Source organism: Cohnella sp. 56, assembly GCF_037963805.1.
Classification (GTDB): Bacteria; Bacillota; Bacilli; order Paenibacillales; family Paenibacillaceae; genus Cohnella.
Window position 1 is genome coordinate 406037 of sequence record NZ_JAZDQE010000004.1, and the last position, 24097, is coordinate 430133.

At 62.3% G+C, this 24097-nt stretch carries 22 protein-coding genes; 6 read left to right on the plus strand and 16 right to left on the minus strand.

The features are described 5' to 3' along the window. Window positions 1-19: 19 nt before the first annotated feature. Window positions 20-1552 (plus strand): DHA2 family efflux MFS transporter permease subunit, encoded by a 1533-nt coding sequence (locus tag VQ071_RS10240; protein WP_340513888.1) that lies wholly within the window; start codon window positions 20-22, stop codon window positions 1550-1552. Next, on the plus strand, window positions 1549-2514 hold the full coding sequence (locus VQ071_RS10245) for a serine hydrolase domain-containing protein (RefSeq protein WP_340513889.1): 966 nt from the start codon (window positions 1549-1551) through the stop codon (window positions 2512-2514). The genes VQ071_RS10240 and VQ071_RS10245 overlap by 4 nt, the downstream gene beginning before the upstream one ends. 144 nt (window positions 2515-2658) lie before the next feature. On the opposite strand, the gene VQ071_RS10250 is transcribed toward VQ071_RS10245, so the two are convergent. After that, window positions 2659-3789, minus strand: a complete 1131-nt coding sequence (locus VQ071_RS10250) for a M20/M25/M40 family metallo-hydrolase (RefSeq protein ID WP_340513890.1) — start codon at window positions 3787-3789, stop codon at window positions 2659-2661. A gap of 91 nt (window positions 3790-3880) precedes the next feature. Between VQ071_RS10250 and prli42 the strand changes: the two genes are divergently transcribed. Continuing rightward, window positions 3881-3979, plus strand: coding sequence for a stressosome-associated protein Prli42 (prli42, locus tag VQ071_RS10255; RefSeq protein WP_340513891.1), 99 nt, complete (start codon window positions 3881-3883; stop codon window positions 3977-3979). On the opposite strand, the gene lipB is transcribed toward prli42, so the two are convergent. From lipB to lpdA, 5 genes are all read right to left on the minus strand, one after another. Beyond that, on the minus strand, window positions 3942-4652 hold the full coding sequence (gene lipB, locus VQ071_RS10260; protein WP_340513892.1) for a lipoyl(octanoyl) transferase LipB: 711 nt from the start codon (window positions 4650-4652) through the stop codon (window positions 3942-3944). The two genes, prli42 and lipB, sit on opposite strands and share 38 nt — an antisense overlap. Before the next feature lie 196 nt (window positions 4653-4848). Then, window positions 4849-6297, minus strand: a complete 1449-nt coding sequence (locus VQ071_RS10265) for a dihydrolipoamide acetyltransferase family protein (protein ID WP_340513980.1) — start codon at window positions 6295-6297, stop codon at window positions 4849-4851. Between the two features lie 55 nt (window positions 6298-6352). Next, the gene (locus VQ071_RS10270; protein ID WP_340513893.1) at window positions 6353-7339 is read right to left on the minus strand and encodes an alpha-ketoacid dehydrogenase subunit beta; all 987 of its coding nucleotides are present in this window, start codon (window positions 7337-7339) and stop codon (window positions 6353-6355) included. 3 nt (window positions 7340-7342) lie between these two features. Beyond that, window positions 7343-8371 (minus strand): thiamine pyrophosphate-dependent dehydrogenase E1 component subunit alpha, encoded by a 1029-nt coding sequence (locus tag VQ071_RS10275; protein ID WP_340513894.1) that lies wholly within the window; start codon window positions 8369-8371, stop codon window positions 7343-7345. A 227-nt stretch (window positions 8372-8598) separates the two neighbouring features. Continuing rightward, complete coding sequence (gene lpdA / locus VQ071_RS10280) at window positions 8599-10038, minus strand: dihydrolipoyl dehydrogenase (RefSeq protein ID WP_340513895.1); 1440 nt, start codon at window positions 10036-10038, stop codon at window positions 8599-8601. A 194-nt stretch (window positions 10039-10232) separates the two neighbouring features. On the opposite strand from lpdA, the gene VQ071_RS10285 reads away from it, so the two are divergent. After that, window positions 10233-10556, plus strand: a complete 324-nt coding sequence (locus VQ071_RS10285; protein ID WP_340513896.1) for a DUF2627 family protein — start codon at window positions 10233-10235, stop codon at window positions 10554-10556. Between the two features lie 233 nt (window positions 10557-10789). Here the strand turns inward: VQ071_RS10285 and VQ071_RS10290 are convergent, their stop codons facing one another. Continuing rightward, a complete protein-coding gene (locus VQ071_RS10290) occupies window positions 10790-11683 on the minus strand; it encodes an AraC family transcriptional regulator (protein WP_340513897.1) in 894 nt (297 codons plus the stop codon). Between the two features lie 139 nt (window positions 11684-11822). Between VQ071_RS10290 and yicI the strand changes: the two genes are divergently transcribed. Continuing rightward, on the plus strand, window positions 11823-14162 hold the full coding sequence (yicI, locus tag VQ071_RS10295; RefSeq protein WP_340513898.1) for an alpha-xylosidase: 2340 nt from the start codon (window positions 11823-11825) through the stop codon (window positions 14160-14162). 609 nt (window positions 14163-14771) lie between these two features. Here yicI and VQ071_RS10300 read toward each other — a convergent pair. The 5 genes from VQ071_RS10300 to VQ071_RS10320 form a co-directional block, all read right to left on the minus strand. After that, on the minus strand, window positions 14772-15596 hold the full coding sequence (locus tag VQ071_RS10300; protein WP_340513981.1) for a DUF4871 domain-containing protein: 825 nt from the start codon (window positions 15594-15596) through the stop codon (window positions 14772-14774). After that, window positions 15593-15718: a hypothetical protein gene (locus VQ071_RS10305; RefSeq protein WP_340513899.1), complete on the minus strand. Its 126-nt coding sequence runs from the start codon at window positions 15716-15718 to the stop codon at window positions 15593-15595. Before VQ071_RS10305 ends, VQ071_RS10300 begins: the two co-directional genes overlap by 4 nt. 2 nt (window positions 15719-15720) lie before the next feature. Further along, window positions 15721-16008: an RNA polymerase sigma factor gene (locus VQ071_RS10310; protein WP_340513900.1), complete on the minus strand. Its 288-nt coding sequence runs from the start codon at window positions 16006-16008 to the stop codon at window positions 15721-15723. A 12-nt stretch (window positions 16009-16020) separates the two neighbouring features. Beyond that, complete coding sequence (locus tag VQ071_RS10315; RefSeq protein WP_340513901.1) at window positions 16021-16302, minus strand: RNA polymerase sigma factor; 282 nt, start codon at window positions 16300-16302, stop codon at window positions 16021-16023. 70 nt (window positions 16303-16372) lie between these two features. Then, a complete protein-coding gene (locus VQ071_RS10320; RefSeq protein WP_340513902.1) occupies window positions 16373-18130 on the minus strand; it encodes a DUF4091 domain-containing protein in 1758 nt (585 codons plus the stop codon). A 160-nt stretch (window positions 18131-18290) separates the two neighbouring features. Between VQ071_RS10320 and VQ071_RS10325 the strand changes: the two genes are divergently transcribed. Continuing rightward, window positions 18291-19154 carry an AraC family transcriptional regulator gene (locus tag VQ071_RS10325; protein ID WP_340513903.1) on the plus strand — a complete coding sequence of 288 codons (864 nt, stop codon included), beginning with the start codon at window positions 18291-18293 and terminating at the stop codon, window positions 19152-19154. A gap of 101 nt (window positions 19155-19255) precedes the next feature. Here VQ071_RS10325 and VQ071_RS10330 read toward each other — a convergent pair whose 3' ends face one another. The 4 genes from VQ071_RS10330 to VQ071_RS10345 form a co-directional block, all read right to left on the minus strand. Beyond that, complete coding sequence (locus VQ071_RS10330) at window positions 19256-20278, minus strand: FecCD family ABC transporter permease (RefSeq protein WP_340513904.1); 1023 nt, start codon at window positions 20276-20278, stop codon at window positions 19256-19258. 2 nt (window positions 20279-20280) lie between these two features. Further along, entirely contained in the window at window positions 20281-21330 is a 1050-nt protein-coding gene (locus tag VQ071_RS10335) for a FecCD family ABC transporter permease (protein ID WP_340513905.1), read from the minus strand. Window positions 21331-21361: 31 nt separating this feature from the next. Beyond that, window positions 21362-23086: an ABC transporter ATP-binding protein gene (locus tag VQ071_RS10340; RefSeq protein ID WP_340513906.1), complete on the minus strand. Its 1725-nt coding sequence runs from the start codon at window positions 23084-23086 to the stop codon at window positions 21362-21364. Between the two features lie 82 nt (window positions 23087-23168). Further along, the gene (locus VQ071_RS10345) at window positions 23169-23984 is read right to left on the minus strand and encodes a (2Fe-2S)-binding protein (protein ID WP_340513907.1); all 816 of its coding nucleotides are present in this window, start codon (window positions 23982-23984) and stop codon (window positions 23169-23171) included. Window positions 23985-24097: the final 113 nt, after the last annotated feature.

Consider the following 24097-nt stretch of genomic DNA (forward strand, 5'->3'; position numbering starts at 1 on the left):
GGAAGGGGATCATGAAGAAATGTCTACTACGTCCAAAAAAACAGGACTTATCGTCTTGTCCATGGCACTCGGTCTGCTGATGGCTTCGCTGGACAACACAATTGTGTCTGCAAGCATGAACAAAGTGATCGAAAATATCGGCGGGTTCGAGAAAGTATCGTGGGTGTTTACAGCCTATATGCTCGCGTCGACGAGCACGATGCTGATCTTCGGCAAGCTGTCTGATATGTTCGGCCGCAAACGGTTTTATCTGATCGGCATTAGTCTGTTCCTGCTCGGCTCGGCGCTGTGCGGAACGGCGCAGACGATCGATCAACTGATCTGGTTTCGCGTTGTTCAGGGCATCGGCTCCGGCTCCGTGTTCCCGATTTCGTTTTCCATTATCTTCACGCTATTCGCCGATCCGAAGCAAGCGGCGAAGCTGTCCGGCGTCATGGGCGCCGTGTTCGGCCTGTCCTCCGTGGCCGGCCCCCAGCTCGGCACGCTGATCTCCGAGCAGATGAGCTGGCGTTGGTGTTTTTACGTCAATGTGCCGATCGGCATCGCTTCCATGCTCGTGCTCGTTTTCTCCCTGCGTGAATCGAAGGCGGAAAAAAAGCCGCGGATCGACTATTGGGGCGCGATCCTGCTCGTCGCAGGTACGGTTTCCGTGCTGATGGCGCTGGAGCTGGGCGGCAAAGACTATGCATGGGCGTCCTGGCAGATCATCGGATTGTTTGCTCTCGGCGCGGTGGCAGCCGCCTTTTTTATCGGCGTCGAGCGCAAAGCCGAAGAACCGATGCTCCCGCTGACTATTTTCAAAAACCGCCTCGTCCTCGGCATTAGCCTGCTCTGCTTCTGCCAAGGTGTCATCATGTTTTCCGCGATCGCCTACCTCCCCTTGTACGCGACGGCCGTTCTTGGCAAAACGAATGCAAACGGCGTGTTGACGCCTATGATGGCTTCCTTGATCGGCGGCGCGATCATCTCTGGTTTTTTTGTCGCCCGCTTTCGATTCCGCACGATTCTGTTCGCCAACATGGCGTTCGGCATCCTCGCCGCCGTCCTGCTGATGAACCTGTCGCCGGATATGCCTTACTGGCAAGTCATCGCCATCATGATCCTGCTCGGACTCTGCGTCATCGGCCCGCTCATGAGCCTCGGCCAGACCGCGGTCGCGATGTCCGTTAATCCGCGGTATATCGGCATCTCTTCCTCGGTCGTCGGCTTCTGGCGCAATATCGGCGGCGTGATCGGCGCCTCCGTCATGGCGGTACTCGTCAATGCGAGTCTAAAGGATAGCTCTCGCGAGGCCATCTCGAGGTTCAGCATTCCCGCGGATCAAGTCGGCAAACTGGCCAATCCCGAGACGGTCGTCAAAGGCGCGGCCGGCATGCCCGCCGATCTGCTGGCCTTCATGCGCGGGGAGATCGGCAGCGCCATCTCGCACGGCTTCGTCCTGGCTTTGTGCGTCATGATCGCAGGCGCGCTCATCGCGCTGACGGTCGGCAACGCCCGCTACCGCAAGCCGGACGATTCGAACGCAGCCTCGACAGAGGCGCTCTCGGCTTGAATCGAGACATGAGCCATCTGCCTGCGGCAATCGCGTCGATTAACCCTCGTAGTTGTCTGATCAGCGGGCAAGGCCGCCTTCTATTCGAACATTATAGGGAGACCTCCCTTGCGGATGAGCCTGCCGTCATCAACTCCTGCACAAAAAGCGTACTGTCCGCTTTGATCTGCATCGCCATCGGCCGCGGACTCCTTCCCGATCCCGCGAATACGCCGGTATCGACGTTTTTTCCGCAGCTGTTGGCCGACCCCGACATTCGCAAGCGGGATATGACGCTGCAGCATCTGCTGACGATGACAGCCGGTTATCGATGGGACGAATTCGGCGGATTGAACTCCTTTCCCCGGATGACACGTACGACGGATTGGATCGCTTATGTGATGGGGCAGCCGCTATCGGAGCAGCCGGGCGTGCGTATGACTTATAACTCGGGCGTCTCCCAGCTGCTGTCGGCGATCCTGTCGCAGGCCGCCGGCATGAGCGTCGCCCGTTTCGCCGAAGAGACGCTATTCGGCACACTCGGCATCCGCCGATACGAATGGGAGACCGATCCGCAGGGCATTCATACGGGCGGCTTCGGACTGCGTCTGCTCCCCGCCGATCTGCTTAAGCTGGGTGAAATGATGCTGAGGCGAGGAAGCTGGGGCGGCAATTGTCTGTTCCCGTCCGAATTGGCCGACAGGTCAGTTCGTCCCGTCGTCAGGGCGAGCCCGCCTTATGAGGGCGAATACGGATGGCATTGGTGGTGCGGCACTTATTCGCCTCGGCAGAGCGAAATTGTCGGCGCGTCGGACGGCGAGCGTACGAAGGCCGCCTTCTACTACGCACGAGGTTTCGGCGGCCAATTCTTGTACGTCGTGCCGGAGGATGAACTCGTCGCGGTCGTCACACAGGACAGCCGCAAACGCAAGCAGCCTGATCTGTTTTCCACGTTGATCGCGCCGATGATCGGCGGACGTTAAGCGGGAAATTGAGCATAGATTTGATTCTCTGAAGGCAGAAAAAACGCCAAGCAGCGCAGTGCGCATCGCTTGACGTTTTTTTTCATACTTTTCATACTTCCATTTCGTTATCAAGTCCGATGGATGCCTCTTGTCGCCGTCGGATCAGTGGTTCTTCGCTTCCTCGACGATCGCGAGGACCAGCTCGGTCACCTTGACGATGTCGTCGGCCTTGATCCGTTCCTTGGTCGTATGGATGTCCTCGTAGCCGACGGCCAGATTGACGGTCGGTATGCCATTGCCGTTGAACATGTTGGCATCGCTGCCGCCGCCGGACGCGAACAGGCTCGGCGTGAGGCCGACGCTGCGAATCGCGGCGCTCGCGATCTGGATGACCTCGTCCGTCTCGGTATAGCTGTACGCGGGATAGATCACTTCGCTGACGAACTCGAACGTCGCGCCGGTCTCCTCGCAGGCGCTGGCAACGGCCGCCCGCATCAGCTCGGCCTGCGCCTCGAGCTTCTCGTTGGACCGGCTGCGCACCTCGGCATAGATCTTGATTTTGTCGACGACGACGTTGACCTCGCCGCCGCCCTCGAAGCGCCCGATGTTGGCGGTCGTCTCCGCGTCGATCCGGCCGAGCTTCATTTTGGATACCGCCTTGGAAGCGACCTGGATCGCGCTGATGCCGTCCTCGGGATTGACGCCGGCATGCGCCGCCTTGCCCTGGATCGTAATATACTGGCGGGAATTGGTGATCGCCGCCGCGGCGATCTCTCCGATCTTGCCGTTGGAATCGAGCGCATAGCCGAACTTCGCCTTGAGACGGGAGCCGTCCATCGCGCGGGAACCGAGCAGGCCGGACTCCTCGCCTGTCGTGATGACGATCTGGAGCGGGCCGTGCTGCGCGTCCGACTCCTTCAGCACGCGCAGCGCTTCGAAGATCGCCGCCAGGCCCGCCTTGTCGTCGGCGCCCAGAATTGTCGTGCCGTCGCTGCGGATGTAGCCGTCGTCGTCGAGACGCGGCTTGACGCCGACGCCCGGCGCCACCGTATCCATGTGGGAGGTGAACAGCAGCACCGGCGCTTGCTCGGAGCCCGGCGTAGCAGGCAGCCAGGCGAACAGATTGCCCGAGCCGTGCCCGATCTTCGCGGCGACGTCGTCCTCTTCGACCTCGAGGCCGAGCGCCTCGAGCTTGGCGATGAGCACCTTGCGAATCTCCTGCTCATGCTTCGTCTCGCTGTCGATGCGCACCAGCTCCATGAATTCCTCTAGCAGACGTTCTCTTTGGACCACGGTGGAATCCTCCTCGTAAGCGTTGTTCAAATCGGTTAAAATAGAATCATATACGCGTCAAAGCGACTATTCAGCAAAGGGTGGTACAATCGTGAACAATAACCGCTGGTTCAAAATCGTCGTCTACGTCATGCTCATCGCCATGCTCGCCTCTACTGTGCTGCTGTCGATCGGATCGCTGCTTCAGTAACGTCCGCGACGGTCCCGTAGCCGAACACATCTCGAAAATGCGGCAGCAGACGGTCCGCAACACCCATGACGTCCAGCGTCAGCCCCGTCTCGGCTTCGAGGGAGGTCACGCCGAATTCCTGGATGCCGCAAGGCACGATGCCGGCGAATCCCTCCTGCTCGACGCCCCGCTTCACATTGAACGCGAATCCGTGGCTCGTGACGAAGCCCCGTCGGCCGCGCGCGCGGTTGAACTTGACGCCGATGGCCGCCACCTTGCGGTCGCCGATCCAGACGCCGGTGTACTCGGGCTTCCTGCCCCCTGTCAGCCCGAACTCGGCGAGCACGCGGATGAGCGCTTCTTCGAGATCGCGCAGGTACTTGTGCAGGTCGAGCCCCTCGGCATCCAGGTACAATAGCGGATACCCGACCAGCTGTCCGGGGCCATGATATGTAATATCCCCGCCGCGGTCGATCTCGAACACCGATATGCCGCGCCGGGAGAGCTCGTCCGGACTCATCAGCAGATGCTCGGGATGACGGTCCGTGCCGATCGTATAGGTCGGCGGATGCTCCAGCAGCAGCAGCGTATCCCGCCGCTCGCCTGCGCCGATCTCCCGGATCAGCGCCTTCTGCAGATCCCACGCTTCTCCGTACTCGATCCGGCCCACGCGGGCCACGTCCACAATGCTCATGATAGACTCGCCTCCATTAACCTCCCTATTGTAGCGCAAGCCCGAATCGCCCGCAAACCGGCTCCGCGCGTGTCTCCGCTTCGATAAGCGGTGAGAAGGCACGATGCCGGCCCTATCGTATCGCAGAACAAAAGACCGCCCGCGGCTGCGACCATGCGCAGCGCCGGCGGCCAGCTGCCGCGACAAGCGATCTAAATCAATACAGCTTCGTCTCCGGACCGTAGCTCTCCAGATTTTCCTTGACCCGCTGCAGGAAGCGTCCGCAGATGACGCCGTCGAGAATACGATGGTCGAGCGACAGGCACAGGTTCACCATCGAGCGGACGCCGATCATGTCGTTGATGACGACCGGACGCTTCACGATCGATTCGAACGTCAGAATCGCGGCCTGCGGATAGTTGATGATCGGCTGCGACAGAATCGAACCGAACGAGCCCGTGTTGTTGACCGTGAACGTGCCGCCCTGCAGATGCTCGAGCTTGAGCTTGCCGAGCCGCGCCCGGTTCGCCAGATCGTCGATCTCGTGTGCGATGCCGGCGATGTTTTTCTGGTGGGCGTTCTTGATGACAGGCGTGATGACCGAGTCTTCGGTGCCTACGGCGAGCGCCATGTTGATGTCGCGCTTCACGATGATCTTGTCCGTCGCCCATACCGAGTTCATGATCGGATAATCCTTGATCGCGTTAACCGCCGCCTTGACGAGGAACGGCATATACGTCAGGTTGATGCCTTCGGTGCGCTTGAACTCTTCCTTGAGCTTGCTGCGGAGCACGACGAGATTGGTGACGTCCACCTCGATCATCGTCCAGGCGTGCGGAATCTCGGTCACACTCTGCCGCATGCGCGTCGCGATCGTGTTGCGGATCGGGGTCACGTCGATAAAGTATTCGCCGCGGCCCGGCACTTCGTGGCCTTCGATCTCGATCGTCGGGATGCGCGGCGACTCGGACAGATGGAGACCGCCCGAACGCACCTGCACACGCGGGTCCATCGGCTCGACCGGCACGGGCGCAGGCGGAGCTGCGGCTGCCGGCGCTGCGCTAGGCGATGCCGTCGGCGCGTCGGAAGCGGCGGATGCGGCCGGAATGGCTGCCGCGCCGGACGCTGCCGCCGAGGTGACGGCAGCTGCGCCGCCGGCCGACGCCGCGGCCAGCACGTCGGCGCGCGTGATGCGGCCGCCCATGCCGGTGCCGGCGACGCGGGCGAGATCGAGGCCATGCTCTGCGGCCAGCTTCAGCACGGCGGGGGAATAGCGCTGACGCATCTCGCCGCCGGAGACGGGAGCGGATGCGGCCGCAGGCGCCTTGGGCGCCGACGCCGCGCTCGACTGCTGCGCCTCGCGCGCTGCCGCGCGCACGGCCTCCTCGGTCGGCTGCAGGCCTGCCGCCAGCGCGCCGCCGGGAATCTCGGCGTAAGCGTCCGCTTCCTCCGTCTCGATGAGGCAGATCGCGCTGCCGACGTTCACCGTCTCGCCGTCGCCCGCGAGCACCTTGACGAGTACGCCGCGCGCCGTCGAAGGCAGCTCGGCGCTCACTTTGTCGGTGATCAGCTCGCACAGCGGCTCATACATCTCGACATGGTCGCCCGGCTTTTTGAGCCAGCGGTCGACCGTCGCCGTCTCCAGCGATTCGGCCAGCTTCGGCATGATGATTTCGGTAATCTTTTTGCTCACGTCCTCATGTCTCCTTCCCTAAGCGATCTTAGTAACGCGCCAGCTCCAGCATGGCCGTCTTCAGCTTTTCTTTGTTCAGCATGAACAGCTTCTCGCCGATCGGATTGTAGGGCATGGCGGGCACATCCGGACCGCATACGCGGCGGATCGGCGCGTCCAGGTCGTACAGCAGCTCCTCGGCGATGATCGCGGCGACCTCGGCGCCGACGCCGCCCGTCTTGTTGTCCTCGTGAACGATCAGCACCTTGCCCGTGCGCGCCGCAGCCTCGAGGATGCCTTCGCGGTCGAGCGGCTGAATCGTGCGCAGATCGAGAATATGCGCCTCGATTCCTTCCTCGCGCGACAGCTCCTCGGCCGCCTGCATCGCGAAGTGCAGCGGCATGCTGTAGCCGATGACCGTAATGTCGGTTCCTTCGCGCATGACGTTGGCTTTGCCGATCGGCACCATATACTCGCCTTCGGGCACTTCATCGCTGACGAGCCTGTAGCATTTTTTATTTTCGAAAAAAATGACGGGGTCCGGGTCGCGGATCGCAGAGATCAGCAGGCCCTTGGCGTCGTAGGCGGTAGCGGGAGCGACGATCTTGAGGCCCGGCGTGCCGAAAAACACGGATTCCGTGCACTGCGAATGATACAGGCCGCCGAACACCCCGCCCCCGATCGGCGCGCGGATGACGACCGGACAGCTCCAGTCGTTGTTCGAACGGTAGCGGATCTTGGCGGCTTCGCTGATGATCTGGTTGGCCGCCGGGAACATGAAGTCGGAGTACTGCATCTCGGCGATCGGCTTCATGCCCGCCATCGCCGCGCCGATCGCCACGCCGGCGATCGCGGATTCGGCCAGCGGCGTATCGATCGCCCGATCCTCGCCGAACTGCTGCTGCAGCCCCTTCGTCGTGCCGAACACGCCGCCCTTGAGACCGACGTCCTCGCCGAGGACGAACACGCTGTCGTCTCGCTCCATCTCTTCCTTCATCGCCGTGCGGATCGCCTCGATATATTCGATAACCGGCATGGTTCAGCGCACCTCCCCGTTGTCTTCGGCGTACACGTAGCGGAAAGCATCCTCGGCCGCCTGATAAGGCGCCTGCTCGGCGTACGCCGTCGCCTCGTCGAGCTCGCGGCGGATGCGCTGCTGCAGCGCCTGCTCGCGGTCCTCGGACCAGAGCCCGAGCGCTTCCAGATAAGCCCGATAGGCCGGAATCGCATCCTTCGCCTTGTTCGCGTCCACCTCTTCCTTGGTCCGGTAGGCCATGTCGTTGTCCGAGGTGGAGTGCGGCGTGACGCGGTACGTCATGATCTCGATCAGCGTCGGGCCTTCGCCGGCCAGCGCGCGCTCATGCGCCTCGCGGAACACGCGGTACACCTCCAGCGGGTCGTGTCCGTCCACGCGGATGCCGGGGAAGCCATAGCCGAGCGCGCGGTCGCTGATGCGGCCCGCCGTCTGCTTGGAGAGCGGCACCGAGATCGCGTAGCCGTTGTTCTCGCAGACGAAGATGACGGGCAGCTTCTGCACGCCGGCGAAGTTGCAGCCCTCGTGGAAATCCCCCTGATTGCTCGAGCCCTCCCCGAACGAGACGAGCGCGACGGACCGTTCGCCGCGAATCTTCGAGGCGAGCGCGAAGCCGACGGCATGCGGCACCTGGGTCGTCACGGGGCTCGAGCCCGTCGCCATCCGGAGCCGGCGGCAGCCGAAGTGCGCGGACATCTGGCGGCCGGCGGAGTTCGGGTCCTCGCCCTTGCCGAACAGCGCCAGCATCAGCTCCTTGACCGTCATGCCGAGCGTCAGCACGAGCCCGTAATCGCGATAGTACGGCAGGAACCAGTCCCGCTCCAGGTCCATGGCGAAGCCCATCGCCACCTGCGACGGCTCCTGCGTGATGCCCGATATGTGGAAGTTGACCTTCCCCGCACGCTGCAGCACCTGTCCGCGCTCGTCGAACCTGCGCGCGAGCATCATCGTCTCGTACATGGCGACGGCCCGCTCGTCCGTCAGTCCGAGTTCGGCATGCAGAGCCTGCTTTTGTACGCTGCCTTTCTGGGTCATATGGCGTCCCTCCCGGCTTTTCGTTTTTTTAGAATTCCTATTGGCGCTAGTGTTATAACCTGGTCTTAATACTTGAACCTAGAACCTATTATACATTCGTGCGCCGCAAAAAGAAACTGCGGACTGCCGCGGGCGCACGGCACTCCCCGAACGCAAAACGGCCTCGCCGGCAAGCCGCGCGAAACCGCCTGTTGCGGGAGCGCCGGATCGTGTCGCGGCGCTCCTCGTCATGAACCGTGCGCGGCCGAGCCGGACACGGCTTGCATCACTTCCTGCATCGCCTCCGACAGCGTCGGATGCGGGTGGATCGCGCGGCCGATCTCCCACGGCACCGCGTCGAGCAGCTTCGCAAGCGAGGCCTCCGCGATCAGGTCCGTCGCATGCGGGCCGACGATGTGCACGCCGAGCAGGTCGCCCGTCTTGCGGTCGGCGACCGCCTTGGCGAAGCCCTCGGGCTCGCCCTGCACGAGGGCTTTGCCGAAGATGCGCATCGGCAGCTTGACCGTGCGCACGTCATAGCCCTGCGCCTTCGCGGCGGCCTCGGTCCAGCCGATGGCGGACGCCTCGGGCCGGCTGTAGATCGCCCGCGGCACGTCGCGGTCCGCGGTCCGCGGGATGGCCTGGCCGAGCAGATGCGCGACCGCCACCTCGGCCTCGTGCATCGCCGCATGAGCCAGCTGTATGCCGCCGATGACGTCGCCGATCGCATAAATATGCGGCTCGCCGGTCTGCAGGGTCGCCGGATTGACCGTCACGAAGCCGCCGCTCGTCTTGACGTCCGTATTTTCGAAGCCCAGCGTCTCTACATTGCCGACCCTGCCGACGGATATGAGCATGCGCTCCGCCCGCAGCGTCTCTGACTCGCCCGCCGACGTCTCGACGCGCACGGACACCTCGCCATCCGCGCCGACGCAGGACGACGCATCCAGCTTCGCCCCGAGCAGCAGCTTGACGCCGCGCTTGCCCAGCTGCTTGGCCAGCTCGGCCGAGATGTCCCGGTCCTCGCCCGGCAGCAGCCTGTCCGCCGTCTCGACGAGCGTCACCGCCGTGCCGAAGTCGGCCAGCAGCGAGGCCCACTCGACGCCAATGACGCCGCCGCCGACGATGATGACGCTATGCGGCCGCGACGGCCACGCCAACGCCTCGTCGCTCGTCACGACGCTGTGCCCGTCGTAGGGCACACCTTCGAGCCGCCGCGGACGGGAGCCCGTCGCGACGATCAGATGGCGGGGGACGACGGTCTCGGACTCGCCGTCCTCCAGCTCCACCGCGACGGCGCCGGCCCGCGGCGAGAAGATCGACGGGCCCATCAGACGCCCGCCGCCCCGCACGATCTGGATGCGGTTCTGCTTCATGAGCGCCTCCACGCCCTTGTGGAGCTGGCTGACAACCTCGTCCTTGCGGCGCATGACGGCCGTCCAGTCCACGCTCGCTTCCGCGGACGCCGGGAGGCTGATGCCGTAAGCAGCGGCATTTTGCACCGTCGCATATACTTCTGCGCTGCGCAGCAGCGTCTTGCTCGGAATGCAGCCCCGGTGCAGACAGGTGCCGCCCAGCTTGTCCTTCTCGATGATGGCGACGCTGCGCCCGGCCTGCGCCGCGCGGACGGCAGCCGTATAGCCGCCCGGTCCGCCGCCCAATATGGCGACATCGACTTCGATCGGCATATTCTATACCTCCGAATGGAAATGTAATGTTATGTATGCCAGGAAATCTGTGCGCTGACCCTCCCATTATAGCGTCTGGGCGAGCAATAATAAAACCTCGGCTGCCGGATTGCCAGGCATTCTCGTTTGCAATAGACATATTCTCAATAAATCGCTATCATAGAGAACATAGAACAGGAAGGTGGACAGGACCGTTGAAGCTCGTCATCTCGCGCTTGATCGCCATTCTCTTGCTCGTCGTGCCCGGCATTGCCGCCGCATGGGGCTTCCTGCTGATGAAGGACGCCTTGTTCGATTACTTCGCCCAATTCGGGAACGTCGATTTGCCTGACCCCCATTTTAACTTGCTATCCTTTTTATTAGGATTTCTGTTGTTTCTCGTCGGCGTCGGCTTCATCGGCGGCTGGATTTTTTTCCGGGACCGCAAGCACAACTACGTATCGCCCCGCTTCAGAGCGAAGCGTCCGCCCCGTCCCCCGCGCGACGGCAGCAGCACGGGCGGCGGCAGCAACGGCTAGTTATTCGGACAGCGACCATTGAAGATCAGGAGCAGCGCGGCAGCGCTGCTCCTTTTTAGTGCGATCGATGGGTGACAGCCGGCTGCGAGGGTGAATGAACACGCGCGCCTGGCGCGGCATCGGGTGCGGCAAGCGCGGATTGCGCCGATGCACACGCGCTCGAGCGCAGCATCCGGTGCTGCTAGCGCGGTCTGTGCTGCCGCATGAGCCGGCAGCCCCCCGGACCAGCCCGCCTACTCTGCGGCGGCGTCTTGCGACCGCTTGCGATACGCCCTCGGCGTACAGCCGTAAACACTGCGGAACAGCTTGATAAAGTAGCTGAAGTTGTCGAACCCCGCCTCAAGCGCGATCTCGGAGACGGCCATGTCCGTACCCGTCAGGCGGCCGGCCGCGTAGCGTATGCGGTAATGATTGACGTACTCGACCGGCGTCCTGCGCATATAGGCCTTGAACAGACGGCTGAAGTGTCCCTCGCTCATGCCGGCGACGTCCGCGAGCTCGCGCAGGCTTAGCTTGCGGGCGAAGTGAGTCTCCATATGGGTCAGCGCCTGCTTGAGCCGCTGCGCCGAATGGCGCTCGCCCTCTTCGCCCGGCGGGCGCGCCTGCCACTGACCCGCGCTGATCAGATCGGCGAACACGCCGAGCAGGCCGATCCTGACCCGCAGCTCGCGCGCCGGATCGCGGGCCCCTTCGAGCCGGTGGATCGATTCGAGCGCCGCGATGACGGACTTCCCCCAGTCCGTCCGGGGCGTCCAATGCGGAGGCAGGCCGGATTGTCCCCGCGCCAGCGGCCGAATGTACCGCGCCGATATCGGATCGGCAGGACCGCTATCCAGCCATTCGAGATCGCAGACGAGCGCTTCATAGGCGCAATCCTCTCCGCCGAGCGGGTACCCGCCGTGCAGCATGCCGCCCGGCACGAACAGCGCTTCGCCGGCGGCCACCTCGTAGGTTGCGAGCCCGATCTGGAACAAGGCGCGGCCGGCGGTGACGCGCAGGAACTCGATCTCCTCGTGCCAATGCGAATCGAGTATGCCCTGCTGCGCCGTCCGCTCCTGCCGGTAGAAACCTACAGGAAAGTCCGGCGTGCCGTGCTGACGGTCCTCTTTTAACAATTTGATATCCATGCCGATCCGCCCGTCTCAGAATTGTGTTATTAATAAGCATAATATTGCAAGTAAATCAATAATTCAATCGTTATCATGTTACTTGTAGAGAGCGGTTCCATCATCCATACGCAACTCGAACAGGGGGCCTGATTCCGTTATGAAATTCAGCAACGGCTATTGGATGACACGCGAAGGGTACGAGGTAATGACGCCCTATGAGGTTCACAGCATCGATACCGCACCGGGCAAGCTCACGATATACGCGCCGCACCGACATCTCGATCATCGCGGCAATACGCTGAACGAGGCGCTCACGACGATCGAATTCGACTCGCCGCTGCCCGACGTCATTCGCGTGAAGCTGTACCGTCACAAAGGAAGCAGGCGGCTCTCTCCCGGCTCGTTCCCGCTCGCAGTCCCGCATGACGGCTTCCGCGCAGAGATCGCGGATACGGCGGACAAGGTGACGCTGACGAGCGGCGATACGCGCGTGACCGTCACGAAGGCGCATCCGCTGCGCATCACCTATGATTACAAGGGCCGCAAGCTCACCGGCAGCGGCTTCCGCCAGACCGGCTTCGTGAAGGGCGCCGACGGCGTCCACTACTTCCGCGAGCAGTTGGACCTGGCCGTAGGAGAGGTCGTCTACGGACTCGGCGAGCGCTTCTCCGCGTTCGCGAAGAACGGGCAGAGCGTCGACATCTGGAACGAGGACGGGGGCACCGCCTCCGAGCAGGCCTACAAAAATGTGCCGTTCTACGTAACCAACCGCGGCTACGGCGTGTTCGTCAATCATCCGGAGCTCGTCTCGTTCGAGGTGGCGTCGGAAAAGGTGTCCAAGACGCAGTTCAGCGTACGCGGCGAGCAGCTCGAATATATGGTTATCGGCGGCAATACGCTGAAGGACGTGCTCGGCAACTATACGACGCTGACCGGCAAGCCGGCGCTGCCGCCGGCGTGGACGTTCGGCCTGTGGCTGACGACTTCGTTTACGACGAATTACGACGAGGACACCGTGAACAGCTTCGTCGACGGCATGGCGCAGCGCGATCTGCCGCTGTCCGTCTTCCACTTCGACTGCTTCTGGATGAAGGAGTACCAGTGGTGCGACTTCGAATGGGACGAGCGCGTGTTCCCCGATCCTGCGGGCATGCTGGCCCGGCTCAAGGCGAAGGGGCTCAAAATTTGCGTCTGGATCAACTCCTATATCGCCCAGCGCTCCAAGCTGTTCGACGAAGGCATGGCGCACGGCTACCTGCTGAAGCGGCCGGACGGCAGCGTGTGGCAGACCGATATGTGGCAGTACGGCATGGGTATCGTCGACTTCACGAATCCGGATGCCTGCCGCTGGTTCGGCGACAAGCTGCGCGCGCTCGTCGACATGGGCGTCGACAGCTTCAAGACCGACTTCGGCGAGCGCATCCCGACCGATGTCGTCTACTACGACGGGTCCGATCCGCAGCAGATGCACAATTACTACACGCAGCTGTACAACAAGGTCGTCTTCGACGTGCTCGAGGAGAAAAAGGGCCGCGGGGAAGCGGCGCTGTTCGCCCGGTCGGCGACGGCCGGCGGCCAGCAGTTCCCGGTCCACTGGGGCGGCGATTGCGAGGCAACGTTCGAGTCGATGGCCGAGAGTCTGCGCGGCGGACTGTCTCTGGGCCTGTCGGGCTTCGGCTTCTGGAGCCACGATATCGGGGGCTTCGAGCAGAGCGCGACGCCGGATCTGTACAAGCGCTGGGTCGCCTTCGGCCTGCTCTCCAGCCACAGCCGCCTGCACGGCAGCACGTCGTACCGGGTACCGTGGCTGTTCGACGAAGAAGCGGTCGACGTGCTGCGCCACTTCACCAAGCTCAAGCTGCGCCTCATGCCTTATCTGTTCGCCCAGGCCGCGGCATCGAGCCGCGCGGGCCTGCCGATGATGCGCGCCATGCTGCTCGAGTTCGGCGAAGACCCGGCCTGCGACTATCTGGACCGCCAGTATATGCTCGGCGACGCCCTGCTCGTCTCGCCGGTCTTTGGCAGCGACGGCGAATCGGCCTACTACCTGCCGAGAGGCAGATGGACACATTTCTTGACCGGCGAGGTCGTGGAGGGCGGCTCCTGGCATCGCGAGCGCTATGACTACATGAGCCTGCCGCTGTATGCGCGCGAAGGCTCGCTGATCGCCGTCGGCGCGGTAGACGACCGGCCGGACTACGACTATACGGCGGATGTCTCGCTGCATCTGTTCGAGCTGCGGGACGGCGCCAGCGCATCGGCCGATATCGTCGGTGCGGACGGCACGGTGCGGCTGACGATCACCGCGACGCGCAGCGGCGGCACGATCACGGCCGAGGCCTCGGGCGAAGCCGCGGCGGCTGCCCGCTGGTCGCTCGTGCTGCGAGGCATCAAGGCCGCGCGCATCGTCGGCGGCGTCGGCACGTCGGACGCTCACCCGGACGGCCTCTCGATCCGCACGGCGGACGGGTCGGATTCGATTATCGTCGAGCTGTGACCACTCCGCTTCTCCACGCCAGCCCCAACGCCTCTCGCAGTAGAGGCGTTGGGGCCATTCGCGGCCTCATCGACCCTATCTCCTCTCGTCGTACAGGCGATCCGCCCATCCGCAGCCTCACCAATCCCATCGCCTCTCGTCGTACAGGCGATCCATCCGCTCGCGGCCTCACCAACCCCATCGCCTCTCGTAGTGAAGGCGATCCGCACATTCACGGCCTCACTAACCCATCGCCTCTCGTGGTGAAGGCGATCCGCACGCTCACTCCTGAGACTCGGCGCGTAAATGCGAGTGAAACGGAAAACCGCACAAATCTGTGCGGTTCGAGACGTGCGCGGGCACGACAGCGAGTGAGCGGCGGGCGAAATGGCGCGGGTGAAGCGCAAGGTGACGCGGCGCGAAACCTAAATGCGAAAAAACCGCACAAATCTGTGCGGTTCGAGACGTACGCGGGCCCGGCAGCGAGTGAGTGACGAGCGAGATGGCGCGGATGGAGCGCAATGTGACGCGGCGCGCGGCTCGAATGCGGAAGAACCGCACAAATCTGTGCGGTTCGGGTGCGCGCGGGCGCAGCGGCGAGAGGAGGATGGTTGGCGATACGGCATACGCTCACTCGCTCACTTCGACGACAATCGTGTCCAGCAGTCGTCCCTGCACATAGGGCAGCAGCCGCCAGCGGCCTGCCTCGGGCAGCGTCATCGTCGTGACGGCGGTACGGTCGGCTCCGTTCAGCTTGCCGGACAGGGCGTTGGCCGAGCTCCACTGGGCTGAGCCGAAGACGTCGATCAACTCGTCCGAGCCTTGCTTGACCGCCTTCAACACGAACGGTCCGTTCAGCAGGGCGTCGTCACCCCAAAAATGCCACATGTACTTTTGGCCTTTCCCCGCCACAAAGCCCGCATCGATGAATCCGACCTCGCTCTCGATCCCGCGCATCATATATGCGCCCGACCGGAACTCGGGCGTAATATCCCACGAAGGCTCGTTCATCGACAACCGAACCTGGCCGTAGAGCTTGCCGTCCAGCAGCACGTTCAAGTCCCATAGCCCCGCCAGCGGCAGTACGAATCTAGCCGTATACCGCTCCAGGCTCGCATACCCCGAGCTTGGTTGTGCGATGACTTCAGAGGACAGCGCCTCCTTCGCGCCCGTAGCGGGATGGACGGCTTGAAGCGTCAGCGTTTTCCCCGCATAGGCGGCGAACGGCTCGTCAAAGTGAAACATGTAGCCCGCTTTTTTTCCCGCCTCCGCCTGCGGCTCCGGATAGACGGTGAAAAGTCGGCGTCCCGCAGCGTCGTAATACTTGTTCTGCACCGCCGGTACGCCGGACAATCCGCCGGGATTGTTTTGCCAGGGCAGCGCCCCGTCTTGGAACCGAAGCCAGCCGCCCCACAGGAGCGCTGCGATCAGGACAGGCGCGCATACGGCCGTCATAATGGACAAAAAGCTTCGTCCGTGCGCCGGACTACATGCTGCTTCAATTGCGGTGTGAACCGCAAACCGGCATAGGGCGGATCGGCCATCATTTTGGCCCAGACCGGTGTTTCCTCGTCCATCTTTATGCCTCCTCGCACGACAACAAGTCGTTCATCCGTTTTTTGGCCCGATGCAGCCGAGACTTGACCGTGCCTTCGGACACTTTCATAAAAGCGGCGACTTCCTTTTGCTTGAGTCCGTAATGATATTCGAGCACCAATACTTCCCTGTACTTGCGGGGCAGCTTCATGACTGCGGTCCATACGTCGCGATTATCGAGCCGGTCGAACACGACCTGCTCCGCCGACGGAGCGGCGCCCGCTCCGAGCTTGTCGGTCAAGGTTACTTTGCGGATGAAGGCGCTCTGCAAATAATGAATCGCTTAGTTTCTCGTTATCGTCGGCAGCCAGCTTTTGACGGAGCAGTCTCCCCGGAATGCGTGCAAGCCGTTATAGGCGGCGAGGAACACTTCCTGCGACAGATCGTCGGCGGTATCGTGGCGGCCCGTCAGAAAATAAGCGAAGTTCCACACATCGTCTCCGAACAAATCCATCAGGTCGCGCAGCACGGCACTCCGATCGTAGCCCTGTGTCAGATGCTTTAAGTACTCCCACTGGTCCGCCAACGCCTCCACCTCAATCAATAAGACCGCACAACCGCTCATAAGGTTCCATCCTGCCACAAAAAGACGACTTCCTCCCGTTCGCCGGGTGAAAGTCGTCATGTTTGCAGCGCTACGCTTGTTTGCCTGCCCCCGCCAGCTCCTCCAAAAGGCCGGCGATGATGCCTTCGTAGTCTTCGTCGTTCAGCGAGAACAGCTCTTCCCTCGTTTTGCGGGCGTCCCTGCTCAGCTCCTTTTTGTCGTTCCAGAGGAACACCTTGCCCAGCCGCCGCTCCAGCTGCTCCCGGTCGCCGCCCCGGCCGATATATCGTTGCATGATCTCGAAGTCGCGAATCCCCTTCTTCAGCAGCTTGTAGCGGAGGGACAGCATCGGCTTCCCGTCCCGGCCCGGATAGACGAAGTTCGTATCGCCGGCCGGGAAAAACGGGTAGTGGTACGAAATTTTGTTCAGCGGATCGTTCGGCCATACCGTGTAGTTCCAGCGGAGGAAGCCGTCCAGCCGGAACAGCCAGACGAGCCAGGGGATCGCTCTGCTCTCCAGCAGATGCGAAGCGATGAACGTGTTCGGGATTATGGGGTCGCAGGCGACGTAGAACAGGGTTCGCCCGCCCTTTTCCCGCTTCAGGGCCATCAGCTCATCATACTCGCAGGCGACGCAGCCCAGATAGGGCACATGGTCGATGAGGCCATCCTCTTTGATAAACTCCGCATGGTTGATCGCCACTTTGTACTGGAAGGAGGGCGCCATCGCCTGAAGCGTCTGCAGTCTCCCCCGGAACTTCTCGAGATCGGCCGGCTCGTCCGCGAGAATCCGCACCTTGTCGATCCAGCCCTTGGCGGTGAAGTTTTGTTCCAATGCGGCCACATAGCGCTCGAGCTCGCTTTTTTCCTTCATATACTTGAAGGTGCCGCTGTTCTCGTCGAAATATCGGATCCGGATGGCGTCGTCGATGTCCGGGATCACCCGGCCGTAGCCGGCTTCCTCGATCACCCAGATGTTGAGCAGGCCGAACACTTCGATCTCGCTGTCGATGCCGTACTGCATGCACAGCTCCACGTACCGGTTGAGCGCCGAATAATCGTACTTCCACTCGCCGTCCGACCCGCGTATCACCTTTACGATGTTGTACTCGAACATGTTGGCGGGATCGATCCGGTCCCAGAGAGAGCCCTGTCCCGACCACGGAATCTCGGAGACGACGACGGTTGCGGCTTTCTGTCCGAGCTCCGCCATAGACGCCACATAATTTTCCATAATGGCAAAATGCCGCTCGCTCCACAGTTCCACATCGTACTTGCGGGCGATATTGGAATTGTGCTGCCACAAGTCGAGGTAGAACGAATAGTCCGCCGGCTTCGGCAGGTCCACGTCCACCACCTTGACCTCGAAGCTCAGCGTTCCGACGATCTCCTCGTCGCCGAACATCCGGTGCTTATACACGGTTATCTCCGGCGTATACACGCCGGGCTTCGCGTCCGCGCCGAATTCGACTTCAATCCAGACCGGCTGCACCCGTTTGCTGTCGACATGCACGACGGACTGATCGAGGATCATGTCCGACTTGAACTGCCGGTCGTCGTCCTCGACGAGTCCGATCAGGCTTGCCTTGGCGCTCCCCGCCGCGAGACCCGGCACGTCCACGCGCACGCGGATGACATCGATCGGCCCGCGCTCATAGAACGCCGTATCGCCGCCTGCGCCCACCAGCATCTCGTCCTCCGAATAGACGAGCAGCTGCACAGCCGCGCGGTCGTTTTTGCCGCAGGTCAGACGAATCTGCTTCGGTTCGCCGAACGGCACCGTAAACTTGTGTATGACGCCAAGCACGTACTTGTAGCTCTCATGCTCCAGACCCAACGTAATTCCCATGGTCGCCCTCCGCTATCATTAATCCCTTCTTCCAGAGTATAGCTGCGCCGGATCGTTGAACCGTATGCAATTTTGCCGCGAGTATATGGATTATTCACGTATTATGATAGATTGGAATGAGGAAGCGCCATGGAGGATCCAGCGTCGGGGGGCGACACAAGTGGAGTTAGAGAGCTTCTACCGGGTGCCGGACGACGATGATCGCGGCAGCAGCGAGCCCGGCCATTATTTGCTGGTCAATTCGGCGGGCTACTACAAGTTCGAGTCCTTCTACCGCATGACCCGCCGCCAGCGCGGGCGTGAGGATTTTTACCTCTCCTACAATCATGCCGGACCGATGACGATCTACCTGGAAGGAACGAGACGGATGCTGGAGCCCGGCAGCTTCTTCGTGTACCGTCCGCACGAGGAGCAGCACTACGGCCATTGCCAGGAGCAGGAGTTCGTGGCCTATTGGGTCCACTTCACCGGCTATGGAGCCGAGGAGCTGCTGCGTCAGACCGGGCTGCTGGAATGCAATGCGTCCTTCATCGGCGTCGCCCAAGAGACGGCGGATTCGTTCGTGGGAATGATGAACGAGCTGCGCGACCGGAAGGCGGGATACGAACTAGCCTCCGCTTCGCTGCTGTCTTATTTGTTCTCGCAAATCTCACGCAAGCTGGACAAGCAGTCCCGATCGGAATCGGGCGGCCGAATCCGCAACGAGATCTACGATGCGATCAAATACATTCACGATCATTATGCGGAGCAGATATACGTCCGGGAGCTGGCCCGCCTGTCGCATCTCAGCGCGGACCGGTTCACGACGCTGTTCAAGCGCATTACGTCCACGACGCCGCAGCAATACATTCTGCGCTTCCGGCTGCAGCGGGCGGGCGAGCTGATGAAGCGCACCAGCCTCAGCATTCAGCAGATTGCCGGCATGACGGGCTTCGAGGACCAGCTGTACTTCAGCCGCATCTTCAAAAAGCATTACCGCCAAACGCCGTCCGATTACCGGTCGAGGTTCCATCATGAAGCCTGACGTTCTCTCTTCCCTGCTGGCCGCAGCCGAGCTGAAGGTGCTAGGCTTCGACAACCACCTGCTGCGCGCCAGCAATTACCGCAATCGCATATGAACGGACCTCACCGGGTCCGGGCGAGCAGATAGATGAAGTACGGCGCCCCGATCACGGCCGCGATGATGCCGGTCGGCGTATCCGACACGCGGCTGATCGTGTCCGCCGCGATAAGCAGCACGCTGCCGGACAATGCCGAGGCCGGCAGCAGAATCTCGTGCCGCGAGCCGACGAGCCGTCTGGCGAGATGCGGCCCGATCAGGCCGATGAAGCTGATCGCGCCGCCGACGGCTACGCAGCTTCCCGCGAGCGCGACGGCGGCGAGCAGCAGCAGCAGCCGCTCGCGGTGCAGGCGCGCGCCCAGGCCCATGGACAGATGCTCGCCGAGGCTCAGCACATTCAGCGTCCTCGCCTTGGCCATCACATACGGGATCAATACCGCCATCCAGGGCAGCAGCGTCAGTACGAACTGCCAGTTGGCGCCCCACAGGCTCCCGGCAAGCCAGGTCGCAGCGAACTGGTATTGATCCGGGTTGAGGCGCTGCGTCAGCACAATCGTGACGGCGCTGATGCCCGCCTGCACGGCAATGCCGACGAGGATGAAGCGCAGCACGGAGACGCCGTCCGACCGCTTGTACGCGAGAAAATAAACGATCAGCCCCGCAGCGGCGGCGCCCATAAAGGCGAGCAGCGGCAGCGTATACGGCGGCGAGGCGCTGATCGACGGCTTCAAGGCGACATAGGTGATCACGACGAGTCCGGCGCCCGCGTTGACGCCGATCAATCCGGGATCCGCGAGCGGATTGCGCGTGATGCCCTGCATGATGCAGCCGGCCAGCGCGAAGCCTGCCCCGACGAGTATGGAGATGACGATGCGCGGCAGTCTGAACTGGAACAGGATGAGCGATTGCTTGTCCGTCCCGAGGCCGAGCAGCGTCTTGCCGACGTCGAGCGGGCTGAGCCTTATGTAACCCGTGTTCATGCTGACGATAAATACCGCGACGACGAGCAAGCCCATGCCGATGACCGTCGACCAGGCCTTCGCCCTTCGTTTCGTGTCCGCGGCGGCGTAGATCGATTTGGCAGCCATCTCTACAGCCCCCTCCCTTCCCTGCGCGCCAGATACAGGAAGTACGGCACGCCGAGGATGGCGATGATGGCTCCGACCGGCGTCTCGGCGCCGGGCCTCACCATACGCGCGCCCAGATCGGCCAGCACGAACAGCAGCGCGCCGAGGATCGCCGAGCAGGGAATGATCCAGCGGTAGCTGACGCCGACGAGATAACGGGTAATATGGGGGATCATCAGGCCGATAAAGCTGACGAAGCCGACCACGGACACCGAAGCGCCCGCGAGTATGAGCACGACGACGGAACCGAGCAGCTTGATCCAGCCGACGCGCACGCCGATGCCCGCCGCGGTCTCGTCGCCGAGGCTCAGCAGCGTGATATAGGGCGCCAGCAGCAAGCCTGCCGCGAGCCCGCCCCCGATCCAAGGTCCGACGACGTCCACCTGGGACCACCTGACCCCCGCCGCGCCCCCGAACAGCCAGAAGTCCAGCCCCTGACCGATTCTGAACTTGAGCGCGATGCCGTCGCTCAGCGCGATCAGCAGCGCCGATATGGCGGAGCCGGCGAGCGCGAGCCGGACCGGCGTCAGACCTCCCCGCGACAGGCTGCCGATGCCGTAGATCAGGCCGGTGGCGCCAGCGGCGCCGGCGAACGACAGCCAGATCAGCTGATTGAAGGCAAGATGCGGGATAAAGGCGAAGCTGATCGCCAGCATGAAGCCGGCGCCCGCGTTAATGCCGAGCAGCCCCGGATCTGCGAGCGGATTGCGCGTCATGCCCTGCATAATCGAGCCCGCCACGGCAAGCGCCGCGCCCGTCAAGGCGCAAGCGAGCGTCCGCGGCATCCGCAACGCCCGGATGATCTGATGGTCGGTGAGGTTCGGGTCGAAGCGGACCAATGCCTTCCATACGACGGACAGCCCGATATCCTTGGCGCCGACGGAGATGGATAAGGCCATGCAAAATGCAAGTACGACGATGCCACCGAGCAATATGACGGATGCGGAGAGCGGGCGGGTCCGCGGCTTAGACGCCGCAGACTCCGCCATTTCCCCGTTTGATTGTACCTCCATGATCAGAACCTTCCTCGACCTGTAGTGGATGTCAGCGGGCTGCGCCGCTGAATTGCGCCTGGTGAAGACGACTGTAAATTCCGCCGGACGACACGAGCTCGTCGTGGCGCCCCTGCTCCGAGATGCCGTCCTCCGTGACGACGACGATCCGGTCGGCGTTTTTGATCGTCGCGAGCCGGTGCGCGATGACGAGCGTGGTTCTGCCGGCCGACAGCTCCGACAGCGACTGCTGGATCGCGGCCTCCGTCTCGGTATCGAGCGCGGAGGTCGCCTCGTCGAGGATGAGAATCGGCGGATTTTTCAGGAACATCCGCGCGATCGCGAGCCGCTGCTTCTGGCCGCCGGACAGCTTGACGCCGCGCTCCCCGATGATCGTATCGAGACCGAGCGGCTGGGCGCGGATGAACTCCTCGAGCTTGGCTCTGCGGGCTGCGGTCCAGATCTCCTCCTCCGTCGCGTTCAGCTTGCCGTAGGCGATATTCTCGCGCACGGTTCCGGAGAACAGGAATACGTCCTGCTGGACGATCCCGATCTGCCGCCGCAGCGAAGACAGCTTCATCCGCCGGATGTCGATGCCGTCGATCGTGATCGCGCCGCCGGTCACCTCGTAGAAGCGCGGCAGCAGGCTGCACAGCGTCGTCTTCCCGGCGCCGGACGGTCCGACGAAGGCGACGGTCTCGCCGGCATGAATGGACAGGTCGATGCCCGACAAGGCATTTTTGTGAGATTCATAGGCGAACGACACGCCGTCGTAGCGGATCTCGCCGGTCAGCTTGGTGATCTCGATCGCATCGTCGGCATCCGAGACGTCGGGCTCCGTCTCCATCAGCTCGACGTAGCGCTTGAACCCGGCAATCCCGCGCGGGTACAGCTCGATGACGGCGTTGATTTTCTCGATCGGCCTGAACAGTACGTTGGTCAGCAGAATAAATGCCAGAAATTCGCCGTAGTGCAACTGGCCGCGGATGACGTACCAGGCGCCCGCCACCATGACGACGAGCGACACCAGGCGCATCAGCATATAGCTGGCCGTGGAGCTGCGCGCCAGAATCTTGTATCCGAGCAGCTTTGCCTTGCGGAACAGCTCGTTGTTGACGCGGAACAGCGCCTTCTCGTGCTCCTCGTTGGCGAACGCCTGCACGACGCGGATGCCTCCGATATTATCTTCCACCCGCGCGTTGTAATCCGCGATGCCTTTGAACATCGCGCTCATCGCGCCCGTCATCTTGGCGTTGAAGAAGATGGACAGCACGATCATGACCGGCACGGTCGCGAACGTGATCAGCGCGAGCTCCGGGTGTATGAAGAGCATAAGGCCGAACGCCCCCGCCAGCGTCATGACGGCGATGAACACATCCTCCGGACCATGGTGGGCAACCTCGCCGATGTCCATCAGATCGGTCGACATGCGCGACATCAGGTGGCCTGTCTTCGTGTTGTCGAAAAATTTGAAGGAAAGCTTCTGCAGGTGATCGAACAAATTGCGGCGCATATCCGTCTCGATGTTGATGCCGAGCATATGCCCCCAGTAAGTGACGACGAACTGCATAAATGAATTCAGCACGTATACGGCCAGCAGCCCCCCGCAAGCCCACAGGATCAGTTCCCAGTCCTTGCCGGGCAAGAGCTTGTCGACGACCTGATTGACGGCCAGCGGGAATCCGAGCTCCAGCAGCGCGGCGAATATGGCGCAGCAGAAATCAAGGTAAAACAGCCCTTTGTACGGTCTGTAATAAGAAATAAAACGACGAATCAATGCATCTTCCTCCTAAATGGGGTCGGGTCACGCCTAGCGACCGAGTCGACGAAGCGCTCCGCCGACAGCCATAAGCTTGCCGCTACGCCTCGACGCGCTGCGCAGCCTCGTACGCCGCTCTTCTGGACGCCCGCTCCTCCTCACTGAGCTTCGGGCAGGCATAGCAATATTGACCGCCTTCGGTGCGATAGTACAGGCAGCAAGCGCTCTTCATCGCCGTCGTCCCGCCGGGCTCCGTCAGGGAAGCGATCTCCTTGATCCTGACAGACAGCGGGTGTCTGGTCCTGCCGAAGACGGCAGGCGGCAATCGGAGCAGGGCATCATAATCCGCGTCGATCCGCTGCCCGATCTCCGTCTCGCCCGCCTTCAAGCCGGATTTCCACACGTTCATATAATAGTTGTACTTGGACGGCAGCTGTCCCCACAGACTGCCGACCGGTGAAGCTGACGCCGCCGCGGCGGCTTCGATCAGCGGCCGTATGAGCCGGCCGTAAAAAGAGGTATAGACGCTCTCCAGCCAAAGCTTGCGATCCGCGGGCGATGCGGGCGCTACGTCGGTTTGCCAGCGCAGCAGTCTGAAGGCTACAATCGGATATTTGCCATCAAGATAACGAATGACGACCGTTATATGCTCCGGGGAAAAGTCGAAACTCCGGTTTGCGGCCGAAACGGCGGTCTGCAGCGCGACGCCGAGCGGTGCCAGGCTCCCGCAAAAATAAGCGGCCGGTACCTGCACGTCCAGCGCCCGGATATGCGTTCCGTAAGCCTCCAGCAGCCGCCTCATGCCCGCAGGGGCCGCAAGCTCGGCGCACGGGATCGAGAATACCGCTTCGTTGTGCTCAGCCGTATCGATCCAATATCGCTCGCGGCATATGTCCTTCAGCTGCGCTTCGTTCATCGAACGTCCTTCTTCCGTTTCAATCTGCCCTTCCTTCAATGATAATGAATCTCATTCTTGAATTCAATCTTTTTGTCGCAAATGCCGCTATAGACGAAAAAACCGCCCTTCTC

Excerpts from the sequence above, each read along its gene's own strand:
- VQ071_RS10315 (WP_340513901.1), bottom strand. The coding sequence starts at position 16,302 with ATGAGCGGTTGTGCGGTCTTATTGATTGAGGTGGAGGCGTTGGCGGAC.
- VQ071_RS10275 (WP_340513894.1), bottom strand. The coding sequence starts at position 8,371 with ATGACCCAGAAAGGCAGCGTACAAAAGCAGGCTCTGCATGCCGAACTC.
- yicI (WP_340513898.1), top strand. The coding sequence starts at position 11,823 with ATGAAATTCAGCAACGGCTATTGGATGACACGCGAAGGGTACGAGGTA.
- VQ071_RS10320 (WP_340513902.1), bottom strand. The coding sequence starts at position 18,130 with ATGGGAATTACGTTGGGTCTGGAGCATGAGAGCTACAAGTACGTGCTT.
- VQ071_RS10335 (WP_340513905.1), bottom strand. The coding sequence starts at position 21,330 with ATGGAGGTACAATCAAACGGGGAAATGGCGGAGTCTGCGGCGTCTAAG.
- VQ071_RS10265 (WP_340513980.1), bottom strand. The coding sequence starts at position 6,297 with ATGCCGAAGCTGGCCGAATCGCTGGAGACGGCGACGGTCGACCGCTGG.
- VQ071_RS10240 (WP_340513888.1), top strand. The coding sequence starts at position 20 with ATGTCTACTACGTCCAAAAAAACAGGACTTATCGTCTTGTCCATGGCA.
- lipB (WP_340513892.1), bottom strand. The coding sequence starts at position 4,652 with ATGAGCATTGTGGACGTGGCCCGCGTGGGCCGGATCGAGTACGGAGAA.
- VQ071_RS10330 (WP_340513904.1), bottom strand. The coding sequence starts at position 20,278 with ATGGCTGCCAAATCGATCTACGCCGCCGCGGACACGAAACGAAGGGCG.
- lpdA (WP_340513895.1), bottom strand. The coding sequence starts at position 10,038 with ATGCCGATCGAAGTCGATGTCGCCATATTGGGCGGCGGACCGGGCGGC.
- VQ071_RS10345 (WP_340513907.1), bottom strand. The coding sequence starts at position 23,984 with ATGAACGAAGCGCAGCTGAAGGACATATGCCGCGAGCGATATTGGATC.
- VQ071_RS10300 (WP_340513981.1), bottom strand. The coding sequence starts at position 15,596 with ATGACGGCCGTATGCGCGCCTGTCCTGATCGCAGCGCTCCTGTGGGGC.
- VQ071_RS10290 (WP_340513897.1), bottom strand. The coding sequence starts at position 11,683 with ATGGATATCAAATTGTTAAAAGAGGACCGTCAGCACGGCACGCCGGAC.
- VQ071_RS10270 (WP_340513893.1), bottom strand. The coding sequence starts at position 7,339 with ATGCCGGTTATCGAATATATCGAGGCGATCCGCACGGCGATGAAGGAA.
- VQ071_RS10305 (WP_340513899.1), bottom strand. The coding sequence starts at position 15,718 with ATGGACGAGGAAACACCGGTCTGGGCCAAAATGATGGCCGATCCGCCC.